This is a genomic window from Martinezella sp. CNPSo 3795 (assembly GCF_057784475.1).
On record NZ_JBXSOQ010000002.1, the window covers coordinates 608,584 to 634,258 of the forward strand.

The 25,675-nt window shown below is 59.2% G+C and carries 25 protein-coding genes and 1 pseudogene; 12 read left to right on the forward strand and 14 right to left on the reverse strand.

The window, feature by feature from the left end; all coding sequences use genetic code 11:
* The first annotated feature begins 2 nt into the window (after nucleotides 1-2).
* Genes ehuC through ehuA form a run of 3 tightly spaced genes read left to right on the forward strand, consistent with a single transcriptional unit; the run spans nucleotide 3 to nucleotide 2,118 of the window.
* Nucleotides 3-668 carry an ectoine/hydroxyectoine ABC transporter permease subunit EhuC gene (gene ehuC, locus AC13QY_RS07670; RefSeq protein WP_488493137.1) on the forward strand — a complete coding sequence of 222 codons (666 nt, stop codon included), beginning with the start codon at nucleotides 3-5 and terminating at the stop codon, nucleotides 666-668.
* Nucleotides 665-1,357: an ectoine/hydroxyectoine ABC transporter permease subunit EhuD gene (gene ehuD, locus AC13QY_RS07675; RefSeq protein WP_113353234.1), complete on the forward strand. Its 693-nt coding sequence runs from the start codon at nucleotides 665-667 to the stop codon at nucleotides 1,355-1,357. Before ehuC ends, ehuD begins: the two co-directional genes overlap by 4 nt.
* The gene (gene ehuA, locus AC13QY_RS07680) at nucleotides 1,354-2,118 is read left to right on the forward strand and encodes an ectoine/hydroxyectoine ABC transporter ATP-binding protein EhuA (protein ID WP_113331112.1); all 765 of its coding nucleotides are present in this window, start codon (nucleotides 1,354-1,356) and stop codon (nucleotides 2,116-2,118) included. Before ehuD ends, ehuA begins: the two co-directional genes overlap by 4 nt.
* Before the next feature lie 21 nt (nucleotides 2,119-2,139).
* Here the strand turns inward: ehuA and ehuR are convergent, their stop codons facing one another.
* The 6 genes from ehuR to AC13QY_RS07710 form a co-directional block, all read right to left on the reverse strand.
* Nucleotides 2,140-3,570 (reverse strand): MocR-like ectoine utilization transcription factor EhuR, encoded by a 1,431-nt coding sequence (gene ehuR / locus AC13QY_RS07685; protein ID WP_488493138.1) that lies wholly within the window; start codon nucleotides 3,568-3,570, stop codon nucleotides 2,140-2,142.
* A gap of 143 nt (nucleotides 3,571-3,713) precedes the next feature.
* On the reverse strand, nucleotides 3,714-5,093 hold the full coding sequence (locus AC13QY_RS07690; protein ID WP_488493139.1) for an aminotransferase: 1,380 nt from the start codon (nucleotides 5,091-5,093) through the stop codon (nucleotides 3,714-3,716).
* 30 nt (nucleotides 5,094-5,123) lie between these two features.
* A complete protein-coding gene (locus AC13QY_RS07695) occupies nucleotides 5,124-6,620 on the reverse strand; it encodes an NAD-dependent succinate-semialdehyde dehydrogenase (protein WP_488493140.1) in 1,497 nt (498 codons plus the stop codon).
* 119 nt (nucleotides 6,621-6,739) lie between these two features.
* On the reverse strand, nucleotides 6,740-7,234 hold the full coding sequence (locus AC13QY_RS07700) for an Lrp/AsnC family transcriptional regulator (protein WP_488493141.1): 495 nt from the start codon (nucleotides 7,232-7,234) through the stop codon (nucleotides 6,740-6,742).
* A gap of 279 nt (nucleotides 7,235-7,513) precedes the next feature.
* Nucleotides 7,514-8,128: a DUF3846 domain-containing protein gene (locus tag AC13QY_RS07705; RefSeq protein ID WP_488493142.1), complete on the reverse strand. Its 615-nt coding sequence runs from the start codon at nucleotides 8,126-8,128 to the stop codon at nucleotides 7,514-7,516.
* Nucleotides 8,129-8,436: 308 nt separating this feature from the next.
* Nucleotides 8,437-9,381 (reverse strand): LysR family transcriptional regulator, encoded by a 945-nt coding sequence (locus AC13QY_RS07710; RefSeq protein ID WP_488493143.1) that lies wholly within the window; start codon nucleotides 9,379-9,381, stop codon nucleotides 8,437-8,439.
* 128 nt (nucleotides 9,382-9,509) lie between these two features.
* On the opposite strand from AC13QY_RS07710, the gene AC13QY_RS07715 reads away from it, so the two are divergent.
* From AC13QY_RS07715 to AC13QY_RS07735, 5 genes are all read left to right on the forward strand, one after another.
* Nucleotides 9,510-10,223, forward strand: a complete 714-nt coding sequence (locus tag AC13QY_RS07715) for a phosphoribosyltransferase family protein (protein ID WP_488493144.1) — start codon at nucleotides 9,510-9,512, stop codon at nucleotides 10,221-10,223.
* 458 nt (nucleotides 10,224-10,681) lie between these two features.
* Entirely contained in the window at nucleotides 10,682-11,254 is a 573-nt protein-coding gene (locus tag AC13QY_RS07720; protein ID WP_113353226.1) for an aminotriazole resistance protein, read from the forward strand.
* A 19-nt stretch (nucleotides 11,255-11,273) separates the two neighbouring features.
* Nucleotides 11,274-12,797, forward strand: a complete 1,524-nt coding sequence (locus AC13QY_RS07725; protein WP_488493145.1) for an ABC transporter ATP-binding protein — start codon at nucleotides 11,274-11,276, stop codon at nucleotides 12,795-12,797.
* Nucleotides 12,794-13,474 carry an energy-coupling factor transporter transmembrane component T gene (locus AC13QY_RS07730; RefSeq protein ID WP_113331105.1) on the forward strand — a complete coding sequence of 227 codons (681 nt, stop codon included), beginning with the start codon at nucleotides 12,794-12,796 and terminating at the stop codon, nucleotides 13,472-13,474. The genes AC13QY_RS07725 and AC13QY_RS07730 overlap by 4 nt, the downstream gene beginning before the upstream one ends.
* Entirely contained in the window at nucleotides 13,464-14,096 is a 633-nt protein-coding gene (locus AC13QY_RS07735) for a phosphoribosyltransferase family protein (protein ID WP_488493146.1), read from the forward strand. The genes AC13QY_RS07730 and AC13QY_RS07735 overlap by 11 nt, the downstream gene beginning before the upstream one ends.
* Before the next feature lie 597 nt (nucleotides 14,097-14,693).
* Here AC13QY_RS07735 and AC13QY_RS07740 read toward each other — a convergent pair.
* Nucleotides 14,694-14,818: pseudogene (locus AC13QY_RS07740) on the reverse strand (ABC transporter ATP-binding protein); the annotation flags it as partial.
* Nucleotides 14,819-15,178: 360 nt separating this feature from the next.
* Between AC13QY_RS07740 and AC13QY_RS07745 the strand changes: the two are divergent.
* The 3 genes from AC13QY_RS07745 (at nucleotide 15,179) to AC13QY_RS07755 (ending at nucleotide 18,090) form a co-directional block, all read left to right on the forward strand.
* A complete protein-coding gene (locus AC13QY_RS07745) occupies nucleotides 15,179-16,153 on the forward strand; it encodes a mannonate dehydratase (protein WP_488493147.1) in 975 nt (324 codons plus the stop codon).
* 38 nt (nucleotides 16,154-16,191) lie between these two features.
* Entirely contained in the window at nucleotides 16,192-17,100 is a 909-nt protein-coding gene (gene kdgD, locus AC13QY_RS07750; RefSeq protein WP_488493148.1) for a 5-dehydro-4-deoxyglucarate dehydratase, read from the forward strand.
* A 564-nt stretch (nucleotides 17,101-17,664) separates the two neighbouring features.
* Nucleotides 17,665-18,090: a DUF4168 domain-containing protein gene (locus tag AC13QY_RS07755; RefSeq protein ID WP_113331100.1), complete on the forward strand. Its 426-nt coding sequence runs from the start codon at nucleotides 17,665-17,667 to the stop codon at nucleotides 18,088-18,090.
* A 104-nt stretch (nucleotides 18,091-18,194) separates the two neighbouring features.
* Here AC13QY_RS07755 and AC13QY_RS07760 read toward each other — a convergent pair whose 3' ends face one another.
* The 6 genes from AC13QY_RS07760 to AC13QY_RS07785 form a co-directional block, all read right to left on the reverse strand.
* Nucleotides 18,195-19,019, reverse strand: coding sequence for a hypothetical protein (locus tag AC13QY_RS07760; RefSeq protein ID WP_488493149.1), 825 nt, complete (start codon nucleotides 19,017-19,019; stop codon nucleotides 18,195-18,197).
* Entirely contained in the window at nucleotides 19,016-20,143 is a 1,128-nt protein-coding gene (locus AC13QY_RS07765) for a LysM peptidoglycan-binding domain-containing protein (protein WP_113420777.1), read from the reverse strand. The genes AC13QY_RS07760 and AC13QY_RS07765 overlap by 4 nt, the downstream gene beginning before the upstream one ends.
* A gap of 617 nt (nucleotides 20,144-20,760) precedes the next feature.
* The gene (locus AC13QY_RS07770) at nucleotides 20,761-21,792 is read right to left on the reverse strand and encodes an ABC transporter substrate-binding protein (RefSeq protein ID WP_145634465.1); all 1,032 of its coding nucleotides are present in this window, start codon (nucleotides 21,790-21,792) and stop codon (nucleotides 20,761-20,763) included.
* 31 nt (nucleotides 21,793-21,823) lie between these two features.
* Nucleotides 21,824-22,594 (reverse strand): ABC transporter permease, encoded by a 771-nt coding sequence (locus AC13QY_RS07775; protein ID WP_113408631.1) that lies wholly within the window; start codon nucleotides 22,592-22,594, stop codon nucleotides 21,824-21,826.
* Nucleotides 22,591-23,409: an ABC transporter ATP-binding protein gene (locus AC13QY_RS07780; protein WP_488493150.1), complete on the reverse strand. Its 819-nt coding sequence runs from the start codon at nucleotides 23,407-23,409 to the stop codon at nucleotides 22,591-22,593. The genes AC13QY_RS07775 and AC13QY_RS07780 overlap by 4 nt, the downstream gene beginning before the upstream one ends.
* Nucleotides 23,410-23,631: 222 nt before the next feature.
* Nucleotides 23,632-24,192, reverse strand: coding sequence for a DJ-1/PfpI/YhbO family deglycase/protease (locus AC13QY_RS07785; protein ID WP_488493151.1), 561 nt, complete (start codon nucleotides 24,190-24,192; stop codon nucleotides 23,632-23,634).
* A gap of 130 nt (nucleotides 24,193-24,322) precedes the next feature.
* On the opposite strand from AC13QY_RS07785, the gene AC13QY_RS07790 reads away from it, so the two are divergent.
* Nucleotides 24,323-24,820 (forward strand): cupin domain-containing protein, encoded by a 498-nt coding sequence (locus AC13QY_RS07790; protein WP_488493152.1) that lies wholly within the window; start codon nucleotides 24,323-24,325, stop codon nucleotides 24,818-24,820.
* 19 nt (nucleotides 24,821-24,839) lie between these two features.
* Here the strand turns inward: AC13QY_RS07790 and AC13QY_RS07795 are convergent, their stop codons facing one another.
* A complete protein-coding gene (locus AC13QY_RS07795; RefSeq protein ID WP_488493153.1) occupies nucleotides 24,840-25,538 on the reverse strand; it encodes a methyltransferase family protein in 699 nt (232 codons plus the stop codon).
* Nucleotides 25,539-25,675 lie beyond the last annotated feature (137 nt).

The following is a 25,675-nucleotide window of genomic DNA, read 5'->3' on the forward strand; positions in this document are numbered from 1 at the left end:
ACATGAGCTGGACCCACTATCTGCCGGCATTGCTGAAGGGCGCGGAGGTGACGGCGCTCATCGCCGTCGCCTCGATGTTCCTGGGCGCGATCCTCGCCTTTGCGGCCGGCCTTGCGCGCTTTGCCGGAGGGCGGCTGCTCTCCGCAATCGCGATCGTCTATATCGAGATCTTTCGCGGTACGTCGCTTCTGGTGCAGCTTTTCTGGCTCTATTACGCGCTGCCGCTGATCGGGATCTCCTTCGATCCCATCACCACGGGCATCGCCGGCCTGGCGCTCAACATCGGCGCCTATGGCGCGGAGGTGGTGCGCGGCGCGTTGCAGGCGGTTCCCGACACGCAGCATGAGGCGGCGCGCGCCTTGAATTTCGGGCACGGCCAGACACTCTTCCATATCGTCCTGCCGCAGGCCGTGGTTGAAATGATGCCGTCCTTCGGTAATCTCGCCGTCCAGAATCTGAAGGACACCGCATTGGTGTCGCTGATCTCGATCAGCGATCTCACCTTCCAGGCGCAGCAATTGCGCAACATCACGCTCGACAGCGTGACGATCTACTCGCTGACGCTCATCGGATATTTCATCATGGCGCTCATTCTGGTTGCCTTCATGCGCTGGCTGGAGACGATTCTTCGTCGTGGCGTCGCCTTCCCGGGGAGGGCGCCGGCATGATGTATGGCTTCACCTGGGATACGTCGACGACGCTGTCTTTCGCATTGTCGATCCTGCCGATCCTTGGCATCGGCCTGATCGTCACGCTGGAGGCGGCGGCCGCCGGCTTTGCGATCGCGCTTGTTCTCGGCCTTGTCTTCGCCTTGCTGCGGCGCAGCCGCTTCGCGGTGATCTCCTGGCCGACGGCTTTCGTCATCGAGTTCCTGCGCGATACGCCGCTGCTCGTCCAGCTCTTCTTCCTCTATTACGTCCTGCCGATCTACGGCATCGTCCTGCCGGCCTTCCTGACCGGTGCGTTGGCGCTCGGTCTGCAGTATTCGGCCTATACGTCGGAGGTCTATCGCGGCGGCCTGGATGCCGTGTCGCTCGGACAATGGGAAGCTGCGACGGCGCTCAATCTCAGCCGCGGCCGCACCTATTGGGATATCATAATCCCACAGGCCATTCCCCGCATCATTCCGGCCATGGGCAACTATCTCGTGTCCATGTTGAAGGAGACACCGGTCCTGTCCGTCGTCACGGTGGTTGATATGCTCAACCTCGCCAATCTTATCGGGGATCGGACGTTCGAGTATCTGGTGCCGCTTTCGCTCGTCGGCCTGATCTTTCTCATCCTCACGCTCGTCTGCTCGGCGGCCATTCATTGGCTCGAAAAGGCGTTGCCGAAAAACGGAATTGCTCTCAAATGACGCAACCACTGATCCGCTTTCAAGATGTGACCAAGCGCTACGGCCACCTGACCGTTCTCGACAATTTTTGCTTCGACGTCACGCCCGGCGAGAAGGTGACGTTGATCGGTCCTTCCGGTTCTGGAAAATCGACGGTCCTGCGCATCCTAATGACGCTCGAACCTTTCCAGGAAGGCACCCTGCATCTGGCCGGTATGTCCTATCATCAGGATAACGGCCGTGGTCGTTTCCTTGCCAGCGAGGCGCATCTGCGCCAGATCCGTACCCATGTCGGCATGGTGTTCCAGAGCTTCAACCTGTTTCCGCACATGACTGTGCTGCGCAACGTCGTCGAAGCGCCGACACGCGTGCTCGGGCTTGGCCGGGCGGAGGCCGAGTGCCGCGCGGTCGAGCTTTTGCGCATGGTCGGACTTTCGGAGAAGAAGGATCATTATCCAAGTCAGCTTTCCGGCGGTCAGCAGCAGCGCGTCGCGATCGCCCGCGCGCTCGCCATGCGTCCAAGGGTGTTGTTGTTCGACGAGCCGACATCGGCGCTCGATCCGCAGCTCGTCGGCGAGGTGCTCGGCGTCATCCGCGATCTCGCCCATGAACACGATCTGACCATGCTGCTCGTTACCCATGAGATGCGCTTTGCCCGCGAAGTCTCCGATCGCGTCTGCTTTTTCGACAAGGGCCGTATCTGCGAGCAAGGCAAGCCGGAAGATATCTTCAGCGCGCCGAAGGAAGACCGCACCAAGGAGTTTCTGCGCTCCATTCTTTGATGGGATTGAGCTGCGGCGAGGCTAAACGATCGATCCCACATCGAAGACGGGCGGCAGCTGTTCGAACGTGCCGCGAACGGTTTCGAGCGCCGAGCGGAGGGCGGAATGGGAGAGGCGGCCGCCGAGACAGATGCGGATGCCGCCGACCGGCCGCTCTCCACCGGCGACGAACGGATCGGATGGCGTGACCGCCACGCCTTTGCGGGCAAGCGCCCGCACGAGGCCTTCCTCGGTCCAACGTTCCGGAACAGAAAGCCAGGCACAAAGCGACAGCGAATGGCTGCCGGCGACGAATGGCGCCAGCACATCGGAGACGATCGCCTGCCGGGCCTCCGCCTCGCTTCGCTGGACGGCAAGCAGGGCTTGCGCCGTCCCATCCAACACCCAGCGCGACGCCATTTCGGCGACGACGTTGGTGGCGCTCCATCCGGTGACGCGCAGGATCGAAGCGGCGCGGATCGAATAATGCGCCGGCACGACGAGATAGCCGATGCGCAATCCAGTCATCACGGATTTCGTGAAGCTGGTCACGAAGAAGCCGAGCTCGGGTATGAGGTCCGCCATCGAAGGGAGAGGATCGCGCAGCATCGGCTTGTAAACCTCATCCTCGATGACGAAGACACCATGCCGGCGGGCGATATCGGCGATTGCGCGCCGACGCTCGGCCCCCATGACATGGCTGGTGGGATTGCCAAGCGAGGAAACGATGACAAGCGCCGTTACGTCGCCGATGGCACAGGCCGCCTCGAAGGCCTCGGGCAGGATACCCTCGCGATCGGTCGGAAGACCACGCAGCGTAAAGCCGAGAACATTGGCAAGACCGATGATGCCGTGATCGGTCAGGCTCTCGGTCAGGACCACTTCGTCGGGACGAACGACCGAAGCGACGGCAAGGAAAAGCCCGTGCGCCGCGCCATTCGTGATCAGGATCCGGTCTGGATCGGTCTTCACCGACAAGCCGGCGAGCCAGACCTGCGCCGCGGCGCGATGGGCATCGAGGCCGGCGATCGGCCGGCAGGGCCGCATGAAGCTGCTATTGTCGCTTTCGGCAAGCGCCTGCATCAGTTCACGGGCCGATCGCTCATGCGCCTCGGTATAGACAGCTCGGATGATGGAGAGATCGGCGCTGCCGCTCGGATCGCGATCGAGCATGAAGCTGTCGGCGCGTTCGGTGACGCGGCTGCGCACGAAGGTGCCACGTCCAACCTCGCCGCGCAGGTAGCCACGGCGCTCCGCCTCCTTGTAGCTCAAACTCACGGTTTGAACGGAAATTCCCAGTGCATGGGCAAGATCGCGATGCGTCGGCATCTGCGTGTGGACGGGCAGAATACCGTCGTCGATGTCGGAGATGATCTTGTCGGTGAGCAGCTTGTGCTTGGTCACGCCCTTGCGATGCTGAAGGACGGGCTTCCAGGCGCCATTGTCCTGGCTTTTTGAATCATGACGATACATGGATTGATCCGGTACAATTACAGGAGTCCATGTACACCATTCGGCACCGGATGGCGACGACCGAATGCAATGGCGCGGCCTATTGTCAACAACAGGCCGCGCCATTGGCGTAGGATGTGCAGGGTCGCCTCGTCAGGAGCCGATCAGCGGTTCGAAAATACGCTTTCGATGGCGCCGGCCGCCGCCTTGACGACGGTATCGGCTTCCTCGCGCGTCAGGCACAGCGGCGGTGCAAAGCCGAGGATGTCTCCCTGCGGCATGGCGCGGCCGATGACACCGCGCTCGAGCAGTGCCGACGCCACCTGGGGACCGATCTTCTGCGCGGGATCGAAGAACTTGCGATCATCCTTGTCCTCGACGAATTCGATGGCCGCCATCAGCCCGTCGCCACGAACCTCGCCGACATACCTGTGGCCGCCGACGGCCTTGGCAAGTTCGGAGCGGAAATAGGCGCCGGTAGAGCCTGCATTTTCGACGATGCCGAGTTCATCGACCAGCTCGAGATTGGCGATACCAGCAGCCGCGCAGATCGGATGCGCCGAATAGGTCCAGCCATGACCGATGGCGCCGAGCTGGTCGGATCCTTGCACGAGAACCTGCCACATCTTGTCGGAGATGATGCTGCCCGAAAGCGGCGCATAGGCGGAAGTCAGGCCCTTGGCGATGGTGATCAGATCCGGCTTCATACCGTAATGATCGGAGCCGAACATCGTGCCGAGACGGCCGAAGCCGGTGACGACCTCGTCGGCGACGAGCAGCACGTCATATTTGTCGAGGACGGCCTGGATTTTCTGCCAGTAGGTCTTCGGTGGCGGAACGATGCCGCCGGTGCCGAGGATCGGCTCGCCGATAAAGGCTGCGACCGTCTCCGGACCTTCAGCGAGGATCATCTCCTCCAGTCTGTCGGCGCAATGCTGCGCGAATTGTTCCTCGTCCATCGCGCGGTCGGCGCGGCGGAAGAAATAGGGCGCCTCGGTGTGGAGGATCGGCGCACGTGGCAGGTCAAAGGCCTTGTGGAACAGTTCTAGACCGGTGAGGCTGCCGGTCATGACGCCCGAGCCATGATAGCCGCGCCAGCGCGAAATGATCTTCTTCTTTTCCGGTCGGCCGAGAATATTGTTGTAGTACCAGATGAGCTTGATGTTGGTCTCGTTGGCATCGGACCCGGAAAGCCCGAAATAGACGCGGCTCATGCCTTCCGGCGCGCGGTCGATAATCATCTTCGAAAGCGTGATGGAAGCTTCCGTGCCGTGGCCGACATAGGCGTGGTAGTAGGCAAGGTTCTTTGCCTGCTCGGCGATCGCATTTGCGATTTTCTCCCTGCCATAGCCGACATTGACGCAGTAAAGGCCGGCAAAGGCGTCGAGGCTCTTCTTGCCGGCGGTATCCGTGATGTAAACGCCTTCGGCGCCGGCGATGACGCGCGTCGGAGTTTCGCCGCGCGCATGCATTCCCATGTGGGTCGAGGGATGGAAGAAATGGTCTCTGTCCCAGGCGTTCAGTTCGTTGCGCTTGTCCAGCATATTCTCGTTCCTTCTTTTTTATTCGCGGCGTCAGGCTGTCGTGTCGACGCAGAGATATTTGAGCTCGGTGAAGGCCTCGATGCCGTGACGGGAGCCTTCTCGGCCGAGACCGGATTGCTTCCAGCCACCGAAGGGGATCGGGCCCCCCGTGATCTTCACGCGGTTGATGGCCACCATGCCGTATTCAAGCGATCGGCCGAGCCGCATCTGCCGCGCGCCGTTGGCCGTCACGACATAGGCGACGAGGCCATACTCGGTGTCGTTGGCCCGGGCCACCACCTCGTCCTCGCTGTCGAAGACGCTGACGGCTGCGACCGGTCCGAAGGTTTCCTCGTGCATGATCAACGCGTCCGGCGCGGGCTCGACGAGCAGGGTCGGCTGGAAGAAGAGGGAGCCGGCCGCATGGCGCTGCCCGCCGGTGACGAGCCTTGCGCCATGCTGCAAGGCGTCCCTGACCTGTTCCTCGACCTTTGCAACGGCACGTTCATGCATGAGCGGCCCGATGTCGGAGGTGCCATCCAATCCGTTCCCGACCTTAAGAGCTTCGATGCGCTTGGCGAACGCCGTAACGAAAGCGTCCATGATCGGGCGCTGGACGAAGATACGGTTGGTGGCGAGGCAGTCCTGACCGGAGGTCGCGAATTTGGCATTGATGGCTATATCGACGGCGCGGTCGAGATCCGCATCGTCGAAGACGATCAAGGGCGCATGGCCGCCAAGCTCCATCACAAGACGCTTCATTGTCCTGGCACACTGACCGGCGATCATCTTGCCGATGCCGGTCGAGCCGGTGAAGCTCAATGCCCTGACCCGGGGGTCGTCGCAGAAGGCGCCGACGATGGTTGCGGCATCGCCGGTCACGACATTGAACACGCCGGCCGGAAGCCCGGCACGTTCGCCGAGTTCGGCAAGGGCCAGTGCCGATAGCGGAGTTTCGGACGACGGATGAGCGACGACGGTGCAGCCGGCCGCAAGCGCTGCAGCGGCCTTGCGCGTGATCATGGCGGAAGGAAAGTTCCAGGGCGTGACGATGCCGACGACGCCAAGCGCTTCCCGGCGCACGATCATTTCGGCATTTGGCAGATGGCTGGTCACGCTCTCAGCATTGATGCGCTTTGACTCCTCGGCATACCATTCGATGAAGCCTGCGGCGTAATCGATCTCGCCGCGGGATTCGGCGAGCGGCTTGCCTTGTTCCAGCGTCATGATGAGCGCCAGATCCTCGCGTGCCTCCAGCATGAGTTCATACCACTTGCGCAGAATCGCTGATCGCTGCTGCGGCAGAAGCGAACGCCAGGCGGCAAAGGCACGCGCGGCAGTATCGATGGCGCCGATGGTCTCCTGCCTGTCGAGACTGGCAACCCAGGCAAGCGTCGCGGACGATGCAGGGTCCGTGACCTCGAAGCTTTGATTGGCTTTGCCGGCGACCCAACGACCGGCAATATAGGAAAGATCTCGCAGCAGATGGCGGTCGTTCAGCCTTGAAAGGGCTTCATGATAGGTGGCGCGAGCGTGGAGCGCGGTCATGGTCGGGTCTCTCGTTCCAGATACCCAATGCTGCCATGGAACGCCGCGAGAGATTGTCCATTGCTGGCGGTTAGAAGAGAGAAAGGACCTAAAGTGAATGGTGTCTGTAGAGAATCTCTCTATTCGTCGCCAGGCGCATCCGGGGAAAGCAGGTCGGCGACGGGAAGCACTGTTTCCTCCTTCACGGTCTTGGTCACGATGTATGTGAAATAGCGTTCGATGCCGAGGTCGCGATTAAGAAGGTCGTCGATCAGACGCTGATAGGCATCGATATCTGCCGCCATGATCTTCAGGATGTAATCGACGCCGCCGCCGACGGCCCAGCAGGCCACGATCTCCGGCGTCGCCGCGACCGTTCGTTCGAAGCGCTCGAAATCCGCCTGGCGATGATTGGCGAGCGTGACCTCGACCATGACGCTGGCGATCGGAGCAAGACGCCGCAGTGCCAGATGTGCATGGTAACCGGTGATAATTCCAGCCTTTTCCAGCTTTCGAAGGCGGAGCCAGCATGGTGTCGGCGACAATCCCACCTTATCGGCCAGCGCGAGCTTGGTGATGCGGCCATCGCGCTGAATGGCGTCCAGTATCCGCAGATCGATTGCATCAAGTTTCATGTGAAAGCTGCTTGTTGTCGTCACTTATCGTTTCCAGACCAATGGCACTCGAAACCAGAGCTGACAAGCTTGCTTCGTGGAATTGGGCTGATCGCGCGGCGTTGTCTGATCCTGAATGAGGCTCTTTATCTGCCGGATGGGCAGCGCTGATTATGTTATGCGGCTATCGGAAAACAGGTTTACGAGCGATGCTCTTCACATCCCGTCAGCGGGGTATCATGGAAAAAAATATAATAGATATTTTCTAATTTTGCGCTGCGATGCCAAATCTTCTCACGCCTATTCGATGACGTTCGGGATCGAACGTTCAATGCGAACATCCAGACGGATGACGCGCGTGCTGAGAATTTGAGATTCGCGCACGGTTTCGAAAACGGGCAGGAAAACCGGACGAATGATCGTGAACCAGGAAGCGACCTCGTCGATGCTGGCACTGACGCTTGTGGTCTTGCCGCTTTCATCCTTGCCGACGATCAAAAGATTGCCTGCCAGCGGCGAGGGGTGATCTTTCAAATCCGCTATGCTGGAAAGTCCGTCGATAAGGCCGTTATTATCGGCATAGAGAAGATGTGAGTCCGCGATGCGGACGATATCGATCCCACTGGAGCCGACCAACTTGCGGATGTGCTCGATCCGGTTGCCAGCGGGAAGCATCACCGTCCGGATCGTTCCGTCGACCGTGCTTAAAAGATATGACTTGGCTTCTGGCATGGGAATTTCTTCCGTTTGCCGTTCGACGAAGTGCGGCTCTTGCGCACGAACGAGGCGAAGCTGCGGTCGTGCTCTCCTCTGGGATTCATATGGGCTATAATCATTCGCCATTCCCTTGCCACCTCGAGAATTAGCAGCAGAAGATATTGGCCCTATAGGCGCGAGCTTGTGCAACTTTTGCAAGCATCAAAATTCGTTCGGTGTGTTGCCTTTTCTTCAACGGCGACATGTCCCCGACGCCTTTGACCCGAATATATTGAGCCACATTTGCTTTAGCGGCCCCCGAATACTTCCGCGATGCATGAATAACGTTACGCGCCAGCGCTCCGGCCTGCCGCTCACGAAAATGACATGAGCGTTGACATCTCAAGCTGGAGTAAAAAAATGCGATGCCTGCCACCTTTGATTGATAATGGGCCGACGGAGACGAGATAGCACCGTGATGGATAGCGCCGCCGAGCAAGGATCATCCTGTCTAGACAAGGGAGCGACTATTCCAATGAATGCGCGGATGCCTTTCCGGCTCGAACTGCGATCTCATCGAGATATTCCTCGAAATATCTGCGGGCAATAATGGATGTCATCGAGAGGCTGCGTCTGGGGTCAACGATCAAGGAAAGGATCATTGGCGGCAAGCCGCTGTCGGCTAAGCGAGAATAGTGCAATCCGTCCTCATGCGGGAGGGGCATGCCGGAAGCGATCGCGGTCACCCCGAAACCGCAGCCCTCACGGACCATGGATCGCATGAGCGACAAGTCGTTGGTCGTCAGGACAGGCTGAAAGCGGATGTCGATACGCGCCGCGGCAATATCAACGACATCCCGTAGATGACTGCTGGTGTCGGGAACGATCGTCGGCTTCTTGAAGAATTCGCCGATGGAGATGCTGTCTGGCTGCTCTGCGCCGGGATCTGCGGGCAGCATGGCGATGAGATGAAAATCGGCGGAGCGTGTAACAATGACCCCCGGCAGGGGCAGGGGGCTGAAGGTCAGTCCGAAATCTGCGTCCCCATCCCTGACCAGCTGTCGCACGCGATCGGAATCCTCCACTGCGATCGCATTGCGGATACGAGGATGGTCCTTGGTGAATCGCCCAATCACCGCCGGCAGGAAATCGGGCACGGTTTCTTGGGAAGCCGCGATTCTCACCTCGCCGCGGCGCAGTCCCTTCAGTTCCTCGATCTCGGATTTGATGCGGGAAAGGTCCTTATTCCATTCCCTGTAGCCATTGACGAGCAATTCGCCCGCCGATGTCAGTCGCATGCCGCGCGGCAGGCGCTCGAACAGGGCAACACCGAATTCCTCCTCGGCGCTGATGAGCTGCTTGTTGATCGCCGAAGCCGACACATTCAGCTTTTCGGCAGCTTTTCTGATCGAGCCATGGTTGGCGATCTCGTCGAGGTAATGTGCGAAGCGAGAAAACAGGAGTCTGCTCATTCGGAAGTATACCTCGTTGAAGAAAAGGAAACACACCGGACGAATTTTGTTGGTTGTAAAAATTGTGTGATCTAGTGTCTATTAAGACAATAATTTGAATGCAATCAATGTGCCAAGAAGGCCGCAGCATGTATCTGGAGACCCCGCAAACCCATCAGGTGCAGGTTGCCGGCGAGAATTTCAACTTGCCGATCGTCCAGCTGAGCGATCGTCGAGCAATCGCATTGCTGATGGTCATCGACATGGGTATCCGGTTCGGAGATCTCGTCGGCGAGGCCCTGGCCCATCATTTTGCGCCGTTGCGGCCCGACATCGTCGTCGGCAGCGCGACCTTGGGCGTCCCTGTCGCCATCGAGGTCTCGCGGCGCCTTGGCATCGATCGATATGTAATCTTGCAGAAATCACCCAAATTTCACCTTGCCGACGCCTTGGTCGAGGATGTTCGCTCCATCACGACCGCAATGCCACAGCGTCTTCTGCTGGATCGCCGTTCGATAAAGCTGCTTCAGGGCAGACGCGTTCTGGTTGTCGACGATGTCATCGCCACCGGTTCCAGCATGGCGGCGGCGATCAGGCTCGTGCGTCGTGCCGGCGCAAACATAATTGGTGCGGGCGCCATTCTGACCGAAGGTCATTCTTGGCGGACGCTACTCGGAGAGGACGCCAAGCTGGTGACCAGTCTGGGCCACATTCCGCAGTTTGATGTTATCGATGGAGTGGCGACGCCGGATGCCGCGACCGAAAAGGATGCTTGGACGGAAGATCGCACTTCGGTCAGCAAGCCTATCGCGCGGACCCGGCGGAAACGTTCCATGGCCGAGAAAGACGTCGCGCGAATATAGGCAGGGTGCCGATGATTTGCTGAGCTATCTTTGCCGCACTCGTTGGTCGCGACGCGCATGATTGGATTGGCCTGCCGATACTGCGTGTGCTAGATCAAGTTCTATATGCAATCATGGGTGGTTTTCGTGATTTGAATTTCCTATACGTGGTTTGAATGTTGGAGAGAACTTCCGTGCGCGGGCATTGCATTCCTACTGCAATTCCAATCCGCGCGTTACGCTGGCCTTTTCTCCATTGTCCCTGTGAGTTTTAAGGGGCTGAAGGTAGTCTATGGGGGATCCCGAGGGTCTGTAGGGTGTGGTGCCCCGGTCTCCGTTCGTAATTGGATGAAGTCCGGGATCGGAGTAATCGGATGCGTCAATAAGAGAACGCGAAACTGCGCCTGAATGATCGCGGAGGGCCGTCCAATGGGTTTTCCGAGAATTTCTGGAAATTACTTTTTAAAGGGACCAAGATCATGCAACCAGCGACCGTTTCACAAACCGACGGCAATACACTCTTTCCTATCGTACTCTCGATCGTGGCGGCTGCCGCGACTGGCGTGCTTTGGGCTTATGCCAATCCAATCCAGCTCGTGCCTGGCGTCATTCAATGGCGCATTTTCGCCTTTCTGCCATCAGTGATCGGCATTCTGCTCGGCTGGCGCAGCGGCTTCATTTGCGGCTATCTCGGCACCATCGTCTGGTCGCTGCTGGCCGGCACCTTCATACCTGCGCATTCGCTTCTTGTTGACGGCATCATGGTCGGTCTGACCGGCCTCGTGCCAGGGCTGCTTTTCGATCCTGCCAAGACGACCTTCGATCGCAGTGGGCTGATCAAGATTGCCGTGGTCTGCCTTATCGTCGGGCTCGTTATGGTGGCAGCGGTGTCTGCGAGCCTTGCCTATCTCGGCATTTTCCCGTTCTGGTGGGGTTTTGGCTATCTCGGCCTGTCCGACATCGTCCCGATGGTTGTCGGCACGCCACTTCTGATCATCCCGGCCATGAAAATTCTGAAGAGTGCGCATCCATCCGGTTTCAAGCGCTTCTGAACCCGATCTGGATCAACAAGTGCTCAATATCGCTAATCTGACGATCGGTTTCGGCGGCGCTGCGCCGGTGCTTGCCGAAACCAATCTCATGCTTGACGAGGGGCAGCGGCTTCTCGTCTGTGGTGAAGCGGGCAGCGGCAAGTCGACATTGCTCGGCGTTGCCGCCGGCCTCATTCCGCGCCTTATTCCAGTTGCCGAATTCTCCGGGCAGGTGGAGCTTGCTGGCCGCCCGCTGCTTTCCTTCACAAAGAAGGAACTGTTCGGCACGATTGGCTTCGTGTCGCAAAATAGCGAAGACCAGCTTTGGGATATCTGCGTCGAGGACGTCATCGCCTTTCCCCTGGAAAACAAGGGCATCGAGCGCAACGAGATTCGGGACCGGCTGACCGAACTGATGGCCGAATTCGAGCTACAGGCCCTGAGCGGCCGTCGGGTTCTCACCCTTTCCGGGGGTGAGCGGCGAATGGTCACCATCGCCGCGGCGATCGTCTCGAGCCCATCGATTCTGGTGCTGGACGAACCGACGACCGGGCTTGATCCCGCCGCGCGCGTGCGGCTGTCCAATATCCTGCTGAAAGTGCTGGACAGCACCCCGACACTGCTGATCTCGGAGCAGGACCCTTTGACACTCCGCTCCGTAATAGACAGCATTGCCCTGATGCGTCGCGGCGGCGTCTCTCCGAGCATGCCGCCGGAGACGGTGCTTAAGCACGACGCCGCCTGGATCGACGCGGGCATTTTGCCACCGATGCGCGCCCGGCCGGCGCGGCAGACCGCTGAGCCGGGTCGCCCGCTGTTGACCGTTTCGGGTCTGACGAGCCAGCTTTCCCGATCGCGCGGCAACCCGGTATTGAAGGACGTCAGTTTCGATATCCGGGCTGGGGACGTGCTGGCGCTCATCGGCCGCAATGGTGCCGGCAAGACGACGCTGTTCAAATCGATCCTCGGGCTGGTGAAAACCACCTCGGGTTCCATTCTTCTCGACGGGACAAAGGCTGACGACTGGTCCGTTGCGGCGAGGGCGCGCAAGATCGCCTACATTCCCCAGAACATGCGCCATATCCTGTTCAACATGACCGTAATCGGCGAGGTGATCTCTGCCATTACGGCGTCGAGCGCATCGTCGAGCGACCCGGCCGTCGTTGCGCGCGCCAAGGCAGCGCTGGAGCGATACGCACTCTCCGACCTGGCGGAAGCCAATCCGTTTGCTCTTTCGGCCCGCCAGCAAGCATTGCTGGGGCTTGCTTGCGCCGATGCGACCGGCGCGCTTGTTGCCATCATCGACGAGCCGCTTTTGAGCAGAGACATCAAAGGCCGGCAAATGCTGGAACGTTTCATCTCGTCGATGCAGTCTTCGGGGCGGGCGGTCATGCTGATCTCGCACGATCTGGAATTGGTCGACGATCTGGCTACCCGCCTGATGATCCTCGACAATGGCAGGATCGCGTTCATGGGGGCGCCCGAAGACGGCTGGGAAAGCGGCACCTTCGGTTCTCTCGGATGGCAAGCACCCTACGATATGACAGCGTGGAGCATGGCATGACGCGGCTTCATGAGCTCAATTTCTTCATCAAGCTGGGAATCGCCTTCATCATCATGCTGGCCGCCTGGTTTGCCCCGGGCTGGCGGTTCGGAGTACCCCTTGCGCTTATCTGCCTGGCCCTTCTATGGAGCTTGAGGGTTCCCGGGCTCCGCGGCTACCTCAAGGGCGCCGCGCTGCTGACCGGCATGGTCATGGTGAGCTGGATGATAAATCTCTGGCTGCAGGGTCTTTCGACGCCGGAAGCCTTGTCGGTCGCGGCGGCGATGGCCGCCAGGCTGGTGACCACGACTGCCGCCTTCTATTTCGTCATGGAGACAAGCTCGCCGGGCGAAATATTGGCGGCGGCAAGCGCTGCGAGGCTGCCGTCCATCGCCACGCTCGTCCTATCACTGACCTTCGGCGTCATTCCGATGCTGCGCGATGATTTCGAGCGCATTGCGGACGCCCAGCGTTCTCGCGGCATGGAGATCGACAATGTCAGCCTGCCGACAAAATTGCGTTTTGCGCTGGCACGCGGCATTCCGCTGCTCGTCCAGGCGATCCGCATGGCGCACGCCATCTCGTTTTCCCTCACCCTTTACGGGTATGATCTGAAACACAAGCGAACAACCTGGCGAGAAGTCGGCCTGATGGTCGAGCAGCGCCTCAGTATGAAGGATAAGGCCCATGACCCCTGAGACCGCGGACCCTAGAACCGGGCAGAACTGGAAGGTCGATGTTGCTGGCTATGCCGTCGAGTTGCCGATCGTGGCTATCAAACCGGATTTTGCCATTTCCCTCATGATGGTCATCGATCTCGGCGTGAAATTCGGTGAGCACGTCGGCATCAAGCTTGCCGCCAAGTTCGCGTCGCTCAAGCCCGACATCGTGGTCGGTACGGCGACACTCGGCATTCCCGTCGCCATTGAAGTGACGCAGGCGCTCGGCCTCGACAACTATGTGGTCCTGCAGAAGTCGCCGAAGATCCATTTGGCAAATGCGCTGGAACAACGCATCTCCTCGATCACTTCCAAGGGCGAGCAGCGCCTGCTGCTGGACCGCGCCGCGATTCCCCTTCTCAAGGGCAAGCGCGTGCTTGTCGTCGACGACGTGGTCGCCTCGGGGTCAAGCCTCAAGGGTTCGCTGGAATTGGTGCGCAAGGCGGGAGCCGAAGTTGTCGGCATTGGCGTTATCCTGACCGAGGCCCGAGACTGGCAGGAGACGCTGGGATCCGATTGCGACCTCATTCAGGGCCTCGCTCATATTCCTCAATTCTCCAGGACCGGCAATTCTGCCTGGGAGCCAATTCCCGGCACCTGAGGCCACGGCTGCAATAAACGTATTTCGTCGCCGCTGCTGTTTCGACACATGTTCGATGCGCTGCGTCTGGGCGTGCCATCTGAACGCCCAGACTTCGGTCATATGGTCCTCAGACGTTCCGAAGTTCCGGCAACGGCGCCTATTGCTTCCGGATCCTGCAGATGACGGTACCGTCACCCGTTCGCGCCTTCTTGTTGGGATCGATGCATGTCAAGGCATGGGGATCACAATCCTCGCGGAACTCATACACGCCATTGGGACCCATAGCTTCCAGATTTGGGGTTTGCGACGGGCAATCCACGGCCTCTGTGCCGCGTTGCTCGCATGCGGAAAGCGTGAGACCGATCAAGAGGAGAGCAAGAAACTTGTGCATCATCCGTCTTCGATTACAGGATCATATGATGAATGCAAACCTACCATCATCATGGACCATATCGAAACGAGGCGAATGGCCCTACATCAACCTGTCCTTCGGACTTCCGCATTCCGTTGTAGAAAAATCATGGCCACGAAAATCGTAATCACGATCACGATAGGAATCGGATGACGATCTGCCTTCGCGTGAAGATGGAGCGATCGGCTATCGGTCACGCCCACTTAAAGGGAACTCGCCTCGAAGAGTTCGCGCGTATAGGCGTGGTGCCGGCCTTCAAATCCGCCTTAGTCAGTTCATCGACGAAGGTCCCGTCCTTCATGATCAGCACGCGATCGCATATATGGCTCCTCCCGGGAGTGCGATGTAATACGTATGATGTTGTCTATATGTCATATTATGATTTATCGAAAATCGGCATGGCTTGCAAGGCCAGGCGGATGACCTGATGCGAATGAGCGGAGGTCAAAAGTGGCGACATGAGACCCGGGTTGCCTGAGGCTGGCGTAACGGGCAATCGATCGGTTGCCATATGGATTGGCGGTAAAAGGTACCAGATGGGGTGGCATTTGATAAGGCCGGAGATGGGGCGGCTCGATATCAGCGATTGCGCGTGTCGCCTCCTCACGGAGCGGCAATAGCTCTCGACACCTCTAAGAATTCATATTATGTCATATGATACGGATCAATCTCACGGGAGAGACGCTCGGTGTATGTAGGAACACAGGTTGAGGCGCGCGACGACGACGATTATCGCGTTTTCGCGCAATTGGGGCTGAAGCATATATGTGCGGACCCGCCGGGAAAGCCGGACAGCTGGACGCTATCCGATCTTGAGCGCCTTCGCGACAAGGTCGAGAGTTTCGGGCTGATTCTGGATATGATCCAGCTTCCCTTGCCGTCTCAACCGATCGAAAAGGCATCCTATCCTGATATTCTACTTGCCGGACCGGATCGCGATCGCCAGATCGATGCGGTCTGCAAGCTCATCGAAGATGTGGCGGCGGCCGGCATCCCCGCGGCAAAATACAATCTCAATCTCATCGGCATACCGCGCACGCCGGAAGAGCCTGGACGCGGCGGTTCGATGAATGCGAGCTTCCGCTGGGACAAGGCGGACCACCACGCCGCCCCCGGCCTTGCCGGCGTCCTGTCGGAAGACGAGAACTGGGAGCGCATCGATTATTTCCTGGAGCGGGTTGTGCCCGTGGCGGAGAGCAATCGCGTCCGCCTCGCTTGCCACCCGCATGATCCCTACACACCGCCGGGTTATCGCGGCGTCACGCGTGTGCTCGGCTCCGTGGAAGGCTTGAAGAAGTTCGTGCTGATGCGTGAAAGCCCCTATCACGGGCTGAATTTCTGCCAGGGATCGGTCGGCGAGATGCTCGACAATCCGCGCGAGGAGATCGATGACATCATCCGCTGGTTCGGCACGCGCGGCAAGCTTTTCAACGTCCATTTCCGCAACATTCGCGGTGGCAAGCTCTCCTTCATGGAGACCTTCCCGGATGAGGGCGACATGGACATGGTCCGCTCCGCGAAGGTCTACAAGGAGGTCGGCTACCAATACATGCTGATGCCCGATCATGTTCCGACCATCAGCGGCCGGGACCCGACCGGCGTCGCCTTCGCCTTCTGCTATGGCTACATCGCCGCCCTCGTTCAGTCACTCGAAGGCGCCTGAGACCCATCGCCCCTACCAATTGATAACAGGATTCCGATATGAACCCGATTGAACTGAAAAAGGCGGTTGGCAGCGGTCTGCTGTCCTTTCCCGTCACTCATTTCGACAGCGACCTCAAATTCGACGAGGCGAAGTACCGCCGCCATGTCGAGTGGCTGGCAGGCTATGATGCCGCCGCTCTTTTTGCCGCCGGCGGAACCGGCGAGTTCTTCTCCCTCAATCCCGCCGAAATCCCGCAGGTCGTTCGCGCCGCAAAGGCATCCGCGGGCAATACGCCGATCATCTCAGGGACGGGCTACGGCACGTCGCTTGCCATCGAGATCGCCAAGGCAGCCGAGAAGGCGGGGGCGGACGGTCTGCTGCTCCTGCCGCCTTATCTCATGTTCGCCGAACAGGCCGGCCTGATCGCTCATGTCAAGGCTGTATGCCAATCCGTCGGAATAGGCGTCATCGTTTACAACCGTGACAATGCGGTGCTCAGCGCCGACAGCATCGCACGGCTTACCGACGAGTGCCCCAATCTCATCGGCTACAAGGACGGGGTCGGTGAGGTCGACAAGGTGATCGAGATCACCACGACCCTCAAGGACCGTCTCGTCTATGTCGGCGGCATGCCGACCCATGAAGTCTATGCCCAGGCCTATTTCGCCGCAGGCGTCACGACCTATTCCTCCGCCGTCTTCAATTTCATTCCCGCGCTTGCCCAGCGTTTCTACAGCGCGTTGCGGGGCGGAGATCAGGCAACGGTCGATGAAATCCTCACGGGCTTCTTCTTCCCGTTCGTCGCCCTGCGCAATCGAAAGAAGGGCTATGCGGTCTCGATCATCAAGGCCGGCTTGCATGTTCTCGGCAAGGATCCAGGTCCTGTGCGCCCACCGCTGACCGATCTGACGCCGGAGGAACTGGCAGCGCTCGCAAAGATCATCGAGACGGCCAAGGCCGCGTGAGGCTCAGCCAGGCACATGCGAACGATCGTCGGCAATGCCGGCGATCCCGCTTTGCGGGGGGAAGATACTCGTGATTAGCTTGCCGTCTCGAATTTCTACCGAGATGATGGCCACCTCGGCAATGCTTGCGTCGACACATGTGTGTTCCAGACATTCATCCATGCCATGGACTAGTCAAATGGCGTGCTCATGCTAATCGACTATTATTCCGTCGACATCGCGCGAACTGGGTCGAAATCGTCACCCATCCCCGATGAGGGACAAGGATCACGGCTGCTTCGTCTCGCGGAGAGGCGTAGTGGCCGTGTAATCAGCGGTCCGCCTGTCACACCGACCGATTCTTTAGACCAATGACGTCATGGATACGCGATAGCAATCGCCATGAAGCTGCCGCGTCATGGTCAGGGGATCGCCATGCTATTGCCTCATAGAAAACGTTTGACGGCCACATTGCCGCCGGATCGTTCCTCGACCCTAACCGGCGGCTGAATCCAATATGGTATGCCAAATTTCGCTCTACGCCATCAAAGAGGTGTTCCCCCCGCACGACCAAGAGGAATTGAGATGATGATTCGTCATATCCCCGCTGTATCGTTGACCGCTGCAGCCTTGAGCTTGATGGTTCTCAGCAATCAAGCCTTCGCACAGCAAGCAACACAAGAGCAACAGCCTGCCCAAGCACAGCAGCCCGATAGCAATGCTGCCGCTCCCACGGTCAGCGATCAAAAAATAGAGGCTTTTGCGGTCGCTTATCTCCAGGTGGATAAGATCAGGCAGGAATATTCGGCCAAGATCGGCGCGACACAAGATCCGACCGCGAAACAACAGCTGCAGACCGAGGCAAGCAAGCAGATGGTACAGGCTGTTCAGACCTCTCCTGGGATGTCGGTAGACGAATACAACGCAATTCTAACGGCTGCAAAGAAGGATCCTGTACTCGTTAAGAAAGTCCAGGATAAGATTCAGAAAGCCGCACCTGCGCAACAGTAAGCGACGAAACGATCTCCACGTAACGTGATATCAGATGGATGCCGCATCTCGGCGCGGCATCGACTGCCATCTTCATCGCGATGGCGGTGAGGCGATCGGCCGGTCTATCGCACGGCTGCTTTCAGCAGGCCGTTTCGAGCGAAGGTCTCGCGCAGCCGCTCGTCGATGGCGATGTAGGAATCGAGTGTCAGCGCGAGCTTTTTTGCAATGACCGGTAAGCTTTCGGCCAGCTTTATCAGACGCTCCGGATCGGAAAACACGATCTCTGCATAGGTATTGAAGTCATTCTCCGAGGTCGTCGCGCCATAGGCGGAGAGAAAGCCGGTTTCCACCGGTGGAGCGGTCTGGCCATTGCGAGCGATCTGATCGGTCGCACTGTTCTGAAATTGCCACCCGGCTGGCTCGAGCGCGGTGAAGGACCGTTGCAGGGCATCATTGCGGAGCCAAATGAAGGAACTTGTTTCGTGGTGCACGCCAAGCTCCGCGGTCAGCTGACGCGTCTCGGCCGATACGTTGGAGGGTGCGGCGAGAAATATCCAGTCCTGCCCATAGGTGCCGCCCGCTTCGGCGCCGTCGATCAAAATCTTGCCGGCGATGAAGATCGCCTTGATGATCCGGCCGAGACATTGATCCGGATAAGCTTCGAAAGCCCTGGCAATGCCGCGCAGCGAGTCCTTCACGGCGGTATGGTCGGCAGGGCTCAACACGACGCCCTCTACCGGCGCGTCGGCGGGTAGATAGGGTGGCACGTAGAAGGTTGACGGATCGCCAAAGCCGATCGTCAGGCCCTGTTGCTGGCCAAGCTTGGCCGCATAAGCATCAGCATCGGCAATGGTATCCTCTTTCGGTGTAGATCGGCCGAGAAGGTAGGAACCGCTCCCGGCCAGAACCACCGCTGCGCCAAGTAGAAGACGCCGTGAGACAATCAATGTGCCAGTCCAACCCGGGCGCCGACATGCACGGCGGCTGGAACCGCGGCGCGTGGTAGGGCTGTGGTGGCCGCACCCCGAAGCATGGCGAGGCCGCGCGTCAGCGAGGCGCCGGCGGCCGCGAAGGAGGCCGGATCATCGGCGACGCCGACGCCGCCGGAGAAGAAATCCTCGACGAGGGTGCCGACGACAATGACGCCAGCACCGATGACCAGGCCGGTGCCGATGACGCGGCTCCAGTTTGTTCCTTCATCGGGCTCGCGGATACGCACCGCGTCACGCACGGCCTGCGGCGAAGGCGCAGACGGAGGAATCTGTGCTTTAGGCGTGATCAGAATCACAAAGGCCACGCTCATCGCGACATAGTGGAACGGGCCGATCCTGCCCTGCAGCTTGGGGAAGCGGACCTCGGCACGCAGCTTCGGGATCGGGCTGCCGGAGCTGAACTCGACGCCAACCGCGGTGGCGGCCGCGTTGGGCGTCGTGCTCTGGCTGACCAGCATCGAGCGCACTGTCACTTCCTTTTTCTTCGAATCGTAGATGAAGCGGGTGTCGCCAATGAGCTGGCCGAAAGCGACGTTGGCCTGCTGCGAAATCTGCGTTTCCAGCCGTCCGCCATTGCTCACATAGGTCGCCGGGTAGCGCTTGTCCGTCATCAGGACGACATCGCCGGTCATGCGGAACTCGATTGTCGCCGTCGGGGTCTCAATGACGGGCATTGTCAGATCATTCAAGCGGTACTTGATCGAGATCGGCGAATAGACGTGCGGCAACTCCTTCTTCAGTTCCGTAGCCGGGTTGCCGGTGCGAAGCGGCTGCGGCGAGGCTGAATGCGGCGCCGAAGTGGCGGCGGATGTCGAGGGATTATGATGCTGCGAAATATGCGGTGTATGGTTATGGCCGTTGCTGCCATGCTCGCGCTGACCTGGCAGAACGGGGATCAAAATTGTGCTGCCGGTATGGATCAAATCCGGATCGGGGATTCCATGTCCGGTGGTGCGAATGACATCGCGGCGGTTGTTATAGCGCCAGATACGCGGCCATTGCGCACCATGGCCGAGATGTTCGTGGGCGATAGACCAGAGCGTATCGCCCGCCTTGATCTGATATCGTGTGCCGATCATATTTTTCCCCCGTGTGTTGCTTTACGGAATAGGGTAGTTGGCTGGTGCGCCTGTCAACGCCGTATCAGGTTTTCGCTATCGTCATATGACAATGAGATTGCTAATCAAACCTGACGTAGAGATATTCCACCGTTAGCTGCATAAATATGATCGCGCTGCCAATGGCCGCGGCGGTAAAATCGACAGGACGCGGCGGAAAGTGCACAGGAAAAGATAAATAAGGCAATTAGGAAGGGCGCTCGAAACACTTTGGCAAATGAAGCCATACCGTTGGTACTCCATAGATTTCCGCTTGAATTTCGGCGTTTGACGACGAATGAAGCCGCCGAAAGGCACGGGCAATAAAACCTCGCTACACCTCAGCTCACACTACCACGCGTGATCTAGGCGCCTGGTTGATTTTTTCGAGAGGGATGGAAGCTTTTAGTTGCCATTATGATCGCTTGACGTGCAAAGACAGCAGCGGGCTGGATCCATAATGCGGGGGAGCCTCCGCCACCAGCATCACGCCGGCCCACCGGCGCTTGCCGATCTGATAGGGATTTTGGTTCGCTAGCCCGGGAGCCGACAGGGTATGGATGTGCCCGGTCAACCGCCGGGCAGACCCATTGCTTCGGTCAGATCTTTGCAGCCTTGGCGAAAGTCGGATCGAATGTCTTCTCGAAGGGTACGTCGGCATTGGCGAGTTCGGGATCGAGCGTCTTCAACACGCCCATCATGGACTTATAGCCTTCCGGCGTGACCATGCCGTCCGGGGAATACATTTCCTTGGAATTCTTGAATGCCTGCATGTAGAGGTCACGATTGCCGAGCAGATATTCCTCCGGAACGACGCCGGCGACATCTTCGGGGCTTGCTGTCGCGATCCATTTCAGGGCCTTCATGAAGGCATTGACCGTCTTTTGCGTGGTGATTGGGTTCTCTTTCGCAAATTCGCGCTTGATGTAGACGGTCGCGGCCGGGTTCGGACCACCGAAAAGCGCACGTGTACCGGCCTCGGTGCGCGTATCCAGAAGCACCGTGACGTCGCCATCATACTGCAACTGCGCGATGACCGGATCGAGATGGGAAAGGCCGTCGATCTGACCGCTCTTGACCGCGGCAACGGCGCCGGCCCCGCCGCCGACTCCGATCAGCGACGCATCGTCCGTCTTCAGTCCGTTCTTTAGCATGGCATATTGGAACATGAGCGCCGTCGAGGAGCCTGGCGCGGTGACGCCGATCTTGCGGCCCTTCATGTCCGCCATCGACTTGATCTCGCCGGCGAGATCCTTGCGCACGGCGATGACGATGCCGGGAAAGCGGCCGAGATTGCAGATCGCGACGATATCCTGACCCTTGTTCTGCATGCGGATCGTATGTTCATAGGCGCCGGCGACGACATCGAGGGAGCCGCCGATCAGTCCCTCCAGCGACTTCGAACCGCCGGCGAAATCGTTGATGGTGACGTTGAGACCCTCTTCCTTGAAGAAGCCCTTCCGCTCGGCGATCGTCAGGGGCAGATAATAGAGCAGCGGCTTGCCGCCGACGCCGATCAACAGGTCCGGCTTTTCCGGCTTCGCATCCTGCGCTACCGCCGGCAGAATCCCCGCAAGCGAAGCGCCGATTCCAAAGCTCGCGGTTCCGATCAGAAATGTCCTGCGTTCCATAGTTTTTCCTCCACGTCTCTTTTTCTTTGCGCTACTGGCCGCGCCAGGCAAGCAGCCGTCGTTCAACCATCGTCATGACCCAATCCACCAGCAGGACGAAAGCGGTCAGAACCACCATGCCCGCAAAGACGCCCGTCACATCAAAGACACCCTCGGCCTGCTGGATGAGGTAGCCGAGACCGGCGGCGGAACCGAGATATTCGCCGACGACCGCACCGACAACGGCAAAGCCGACCGAAGTATGCAGGCTGGAAAACACCCAGGAAAGCGCGGAGGGCAGATAGACATGGCGCAGCAGCTGCCGCTCGTTCATTCCAAGCATGCGGGCATTGGACAGCACCGGCTGGCTGACTTCCTTGACACCCTGGTAGACGTTGAAAAAGACGATGAAGAAGACGAGCGTGATGCCGAGCGCCACCTTGGACCAGATGCCGAGGCCGAACCACAACGCAAAAATCGGGGCGAGCACGACGCGGGGCAGCGCATTCGCCGCCTTCACATAAGGGTCGAAGACTGCCGCGATCAGCGGCCGGCGGGCGAACCAGAAGCCGAAGACGACGCCGCCGAAGGCGCCGAGCAGGAAGGCAAGGATCGATTCCGATAGCGTGATCCAGAGATGATACCAGATCGATCCGCTGGCGAACCACTGGATCACACGTTGCGCGACCTTGAGCGGATCGGCAAAGAAGAAGGATATGGTCTTCGGATTGCCGAAGAGGCCGGTATTCGTCGCCAGATGCCAGAGGACCAGAATGACCAGCGCCACCAGGATCTGCAGCAGGAGAAGGAGGGAGCGGTTCATGCGATCTCTCCGCTGCTCTGGCGATAGGCGGTCATCACCTCATCGCGCAGCGCCTGCCAGATATCACGATGAAGCTGGTTGAAAACGGGATCGTGCCGGATCTCGCCGATTTCGCGCGGCCGTTCCAGCGGCACCTTGAAGTCACCGATAATGCGGGACTTCGGACCAGCGGACATGATGACGACACGGTCGGCAAGGGCGATCGCCTCATCGAGATCGTGGGTGACGAACATCACCGCCTTGCGGTCCTCGGACCAGAGTTTCAGCAGCAGGTCGCCCATGATCAGGCGGGTCTGCGCATCGAGCGGGCCGAAGGGTTCGTCCATCAGGAGCAGTTTGGGATTGCGGATGAGCACCTGAGCGAGACCGACCCGCTTGCGCTGGCCGCCCGAGAGCATGCGGGGGAAACGATCGGCAAATGTGGCAAGGCCGACGCGTCCCAGCCAATCCCGCGCAATCCTTCTGGCCTCGGCCGTCTCCCTTCCCGTGATCTCTAGTCCGATCGCAACATTCTCGAGAACCGTTTTCCACGGCATCAGCGAATCCTGCTGGAAGAGATAGCCTGCCTGGCGGTTGATGGATTTCAGGGGCTGACCAAAGACTTCGACCGTCCCTGACGCCGGCGTCAAAAGCCCCGCCGTCGCATTGAGAAGTGTGGATTTGCCGCAGCCCGTCGGGCCGACAATAGCCACGAACTCATGCGCCTCAACATTCAGATTGGTCGCCGCTACGGCGTCGAACCGTGTCTTATCGGCCATTTCAAAGGAAATCGCCACCTGTTTCAGGCTGACCGCCCTCACAGCCTCCATCGTCATGCCCTGCTTTCCTCCCGGACGCCCGCAATCTCGCGCGGACATCAGGCATTGTCATGTCGGGCCAACAGATCAAAGCCAGCCGTACCAGTCAATACGCGATTAGTGCAGGTTCCGTTCTATCGGAGGCGGGAAATGCGAAAACCCTGAAAAGTTGAGTCCAACTTTTCAGGGTCAGTTCACATTCGATACCGGGGTTTTATTAGTTCCGTGGAAGTTGATCGATCAGGCCGCGCGCCGCCGGTGCTGGCCCTCCTGAACTTCTTCGACGATTTTGTCGACGAAGGCGGGAAGATCGTCGGGCGACCTAGATGTGATGATGCCTTCATCAGTCACGACCTTTTCGTCCTTCCAGGTTGCGCCGGCATTTTTGACATCCGTCTTGATGGACCAGTAGGAGGTTGCCTGGCGTCCACGCAATGCGTCGGCTTCGGCAAGCAGCCAGGGTGCGTGACATATGGCGGCGACCACCTTGCCGGAATTCAGGAAATCACGGACGACCCGCATGGCATCGCCATCCATGCGCAGCTTGTCGGGATTGATCTGGCCACCCGGCAGCACCAGCGCATCAAATTGGTTCACGTCGACATCCTTGGCGATGATATCGACCTCAACGCTGTCGCCCCAATCGGTCTTGTCCCAGCTCTTGATGCTTTCCTTCTTGATGGAGGCAACCTTGACGTCGGCGCCACGCTTCCTGAGTTCGTCGAGGGGAACGCGAAGTTCCGAACGTTCGTAGCCGTCGGTCGCCAGAATGAGGATATGTGCGGAATTGATGGAAGGCATGATCTATCCTTTCGCTGTATCGTTGATCGGAACGCCCGTTTCCAAACCCCAGCCGCAGGCAATCGTTCCCCGGCTTTGTGGGAACCGCAGCGCGATCCCGCGGTTATGGAAATCGACAGGGAGAGATCGGATGGAGAAGGCAATCAAATTCGAGCAGTCTGGCTGGATCCCGAATAATCAGCGATTTCCTGTGATCGTCTATCGGCAGGTGCTCGAAGGCCCCGACCGAGCCGAAAATTTCGAACGGCTCTTTCGAACCAATGGCTGGGGCGGCCTCTGGCGAAATGGCGTCTATTCCTTTCACCATTTTCATTCCACGGCGCACGAAATATTGGGCGTTGCGGCAGGTCGGGCCCGGCTGATGATCGGCGGACCCAGCGGCAAAGAAATCACGGTCGAGGCCGGCGATGCCCTGCTGCTACCGGCCGGAACCGGCCATTGCCGGCTCGAGGCGAGCGAAGACCTGCTCGTGATCGGCGGCTATCCTCCCGGTCAAGAGGCCGATCTCTGCCGGGAAATGCCCACGGCCGAGCAGCAGGCGATGATCGGAAAACTTGGCGTGCCCGCAAGGGATCCACTGAAAGGAGGGGCCGGTGGCCTCCTCTCTCTATGGCATGGCAAAGCCTAGCGCCGGCCGAAATCGAGCATTACCAGACACCCGGCAGCAATCGGAACCGCACGCGCCCGGCATAATCGGCATAACCCTCGAGTTCCGCCTGCAGCAGGGCGTCCTCCCAGCTGGTACGCAGAATCAGCACCCCACTTGCCCAAGCGGCTGGGATTAAAGCCCACCAGGAACCGAGCGCCAGCGCCAGCCCTGCAAATACCAAGATCGCGCTGACATAGCCCGGATGGCGCACGTAGGCGTAGGGACCATTGCTGATGACATGTTGGCCGCGTTCGCGCTGGAGGCGGACACCGGGTTCAAAGAAGCGATTGACGGCCTGCGCCCATGTGCCGAGCGCAATGCCGACCGCAAGCAGGATATAACCCAGGATCACGACGGAGGTTGGCATCACCGACCATTTCATCCTGCCGGCATCCAGGGTTCCAAGCGGTATTTCGGCGATCATACCCAGGCAGATGAGCGAGACCAGAATGAGGTCCCAACGTTTGGTTCCGGCCTGGAAGCGGCTGCGTGCCCTGAAGATCATGGGGTTCACGCGTCGCATGACCAGTATCGCGATCCCGTAGATTACCAGGAGGAAAATAATAAAGACCCATCCGGGCCGCCAGTCGAGGCGACCGACAGGTAAAAAGACGAGAGCAAGCAGCGCAAGCGGCAGACCGATCGCGTAGGATATGGCCTTCGTGCGGGACATGGGTTCAGGTTCGGTAACAGTCATGCATTTGCTCCTTGCAAGGCAAACTTGCCGCGCCCTTCGGTGGATTTATGCTGCTTAGATGATGGAAGCGAACGGATCGGGCGGTTCGAAGCCTTGACACGCGATGCGCCGGGTTTAGACCGGCCGAACATCATCAT

Coding starts and splice junctions, on each gene's coding strand:
- ehuC (WP_488493137.1), top strand. CDS start 3: ATGAGCTGGACCCACTATCTGCCGGCATTGCTGAAGGGCGCGGAGGTG.
- ehuD (WP_113353234.1), top strand. CDS start 665: ATGATGTATGGCTTCACCTGGGATACGTCGACGACGCTGTCTTTCGCA.
- ehuA (WP_113331112.1), top strand. CDS start 1,354: ATGACGCAACCACTGATCCGCTTTCAAGATGTGACCAAGCGCTACGGC.
- ehuR (WP_488493138.1), bottom strand. CDS start 3,570: ATGTATCGTCATGATTCAAAAAGCCAGGACAATGGCGCCTGGAAGCCC.
- AC13QY_RS07690 (WP_488493139.1), bottom strand. CDS start 5,093: ATGCTGGACAAGCGCAACGAACTGAACGCCTGGGACAGAGACCATTTC.
- AC13QY_RS07695 (WP_488493140.1), bottom strand. CDS start 6,620: ATGACCGCGCTCCACGCTCGCGCCACCTATCATGAAGCCCTTTCAAGG.
- AC13QY_RS07700 (WP_488493141.1), bottom strand. CDS start 7,234: ATGAAACTTGATGCAATCGATCTGCGGATACTGGACGCCATTCAGCGC.
- AC13QY_RS07710 (WP_488493143.1), bottom strand. CDS start 9,381: ATGAGCAGACTCCTGTTTTCTCGCTTCGCACATTACCTCGACGAGATC.
- AC13QY_RS07715 (WP_488493144.1), top strand. CDS start 9,510: ATGTATCTGGAGACCCCGCAAACCCATCAGGTGCAGGTTGCCGGCGAG.
- AC13QY_RS07720 (WP_113353226.1), top strand. CDS start 10,682: ATGCAACCAGCGACCGTTTCACAAACCGACGGCAATACACTCTTTCCT.
- AC13QY_RS07730 (WP_113331105.1), top strand. CDS start 12,794: ATGACGCGGCTTCATGAGCTCAATTTCTTCATCAAGCTGGGAATCGCC.
- AC13QY_RS07735 (WP_488493146.1), top strand. CDS start 13,464: ATGACCCCTGAGACCGCGGACCCTAGAACCGGGCAGAACTGGAAGGTC.
- kdgD (WP_488493148.1), top strand. CDS start 16,192: ATGAACCCGATTGAACTGAAAAAGGCGGTTGGCAGCGGTCTGCTGTCC.
- AC13QY_RS07755 (WP_113331100.1), top strand. CDS start 17,665: ATGATGATTCGTCATATCCCCGCTGTATCGTTGACCGCTGCAGCCTTG.
- AC13QY_RS07765 (WP_113420777.1), bottom strand. CDS start 20,143: ATGATCGGCACACGATATCAGATCAAGGCGGGCGATACGCTCTGGTCT.
- AC13QY_RS07770 (WP_145634465.1), bottom strand. CDS start 21,792: ATGGAACGCAGGACATTTCTGATCGGAACCGCGAGCTTTGGAATCGGC.
- AC13QY_RS07775 (WP_113408631.1), bottom strand. CDS start 22,594: ATGAACCGCTCCCTCCTTCTCCTGCTGCAGATCCTGGTGGCGCTGGTC.
- AC13QY_RS07780 (WP_488493150.1), bottom strand. CDS start 23,409: ATGACGATGGAGGCTGTGAGGGCGGTCAGCCTGAAACAGGTGGCGATT.
- AC13QY_RS07785 (WP_488493151.1), bottom strand. CDS start 24,192: ATGCCTTCCATCAATTCCGCACATATCCTCATTCTGGCGACCGACGGC.
- AC13QY_RS07790 (WP_488493152.1), top strand. CDS start 24,323: ATGGAGAAGGCAATCAAATTCGAGCAGTCTGGCTGGATCCCGAATAAT.
- AC13QY_RS07795 (WP_488493153.1), bottom strand. CDS start 25,538: ATGACTGTTACCGAACCTGAACCCATGTCCCGCACGAAGGCCATATCC.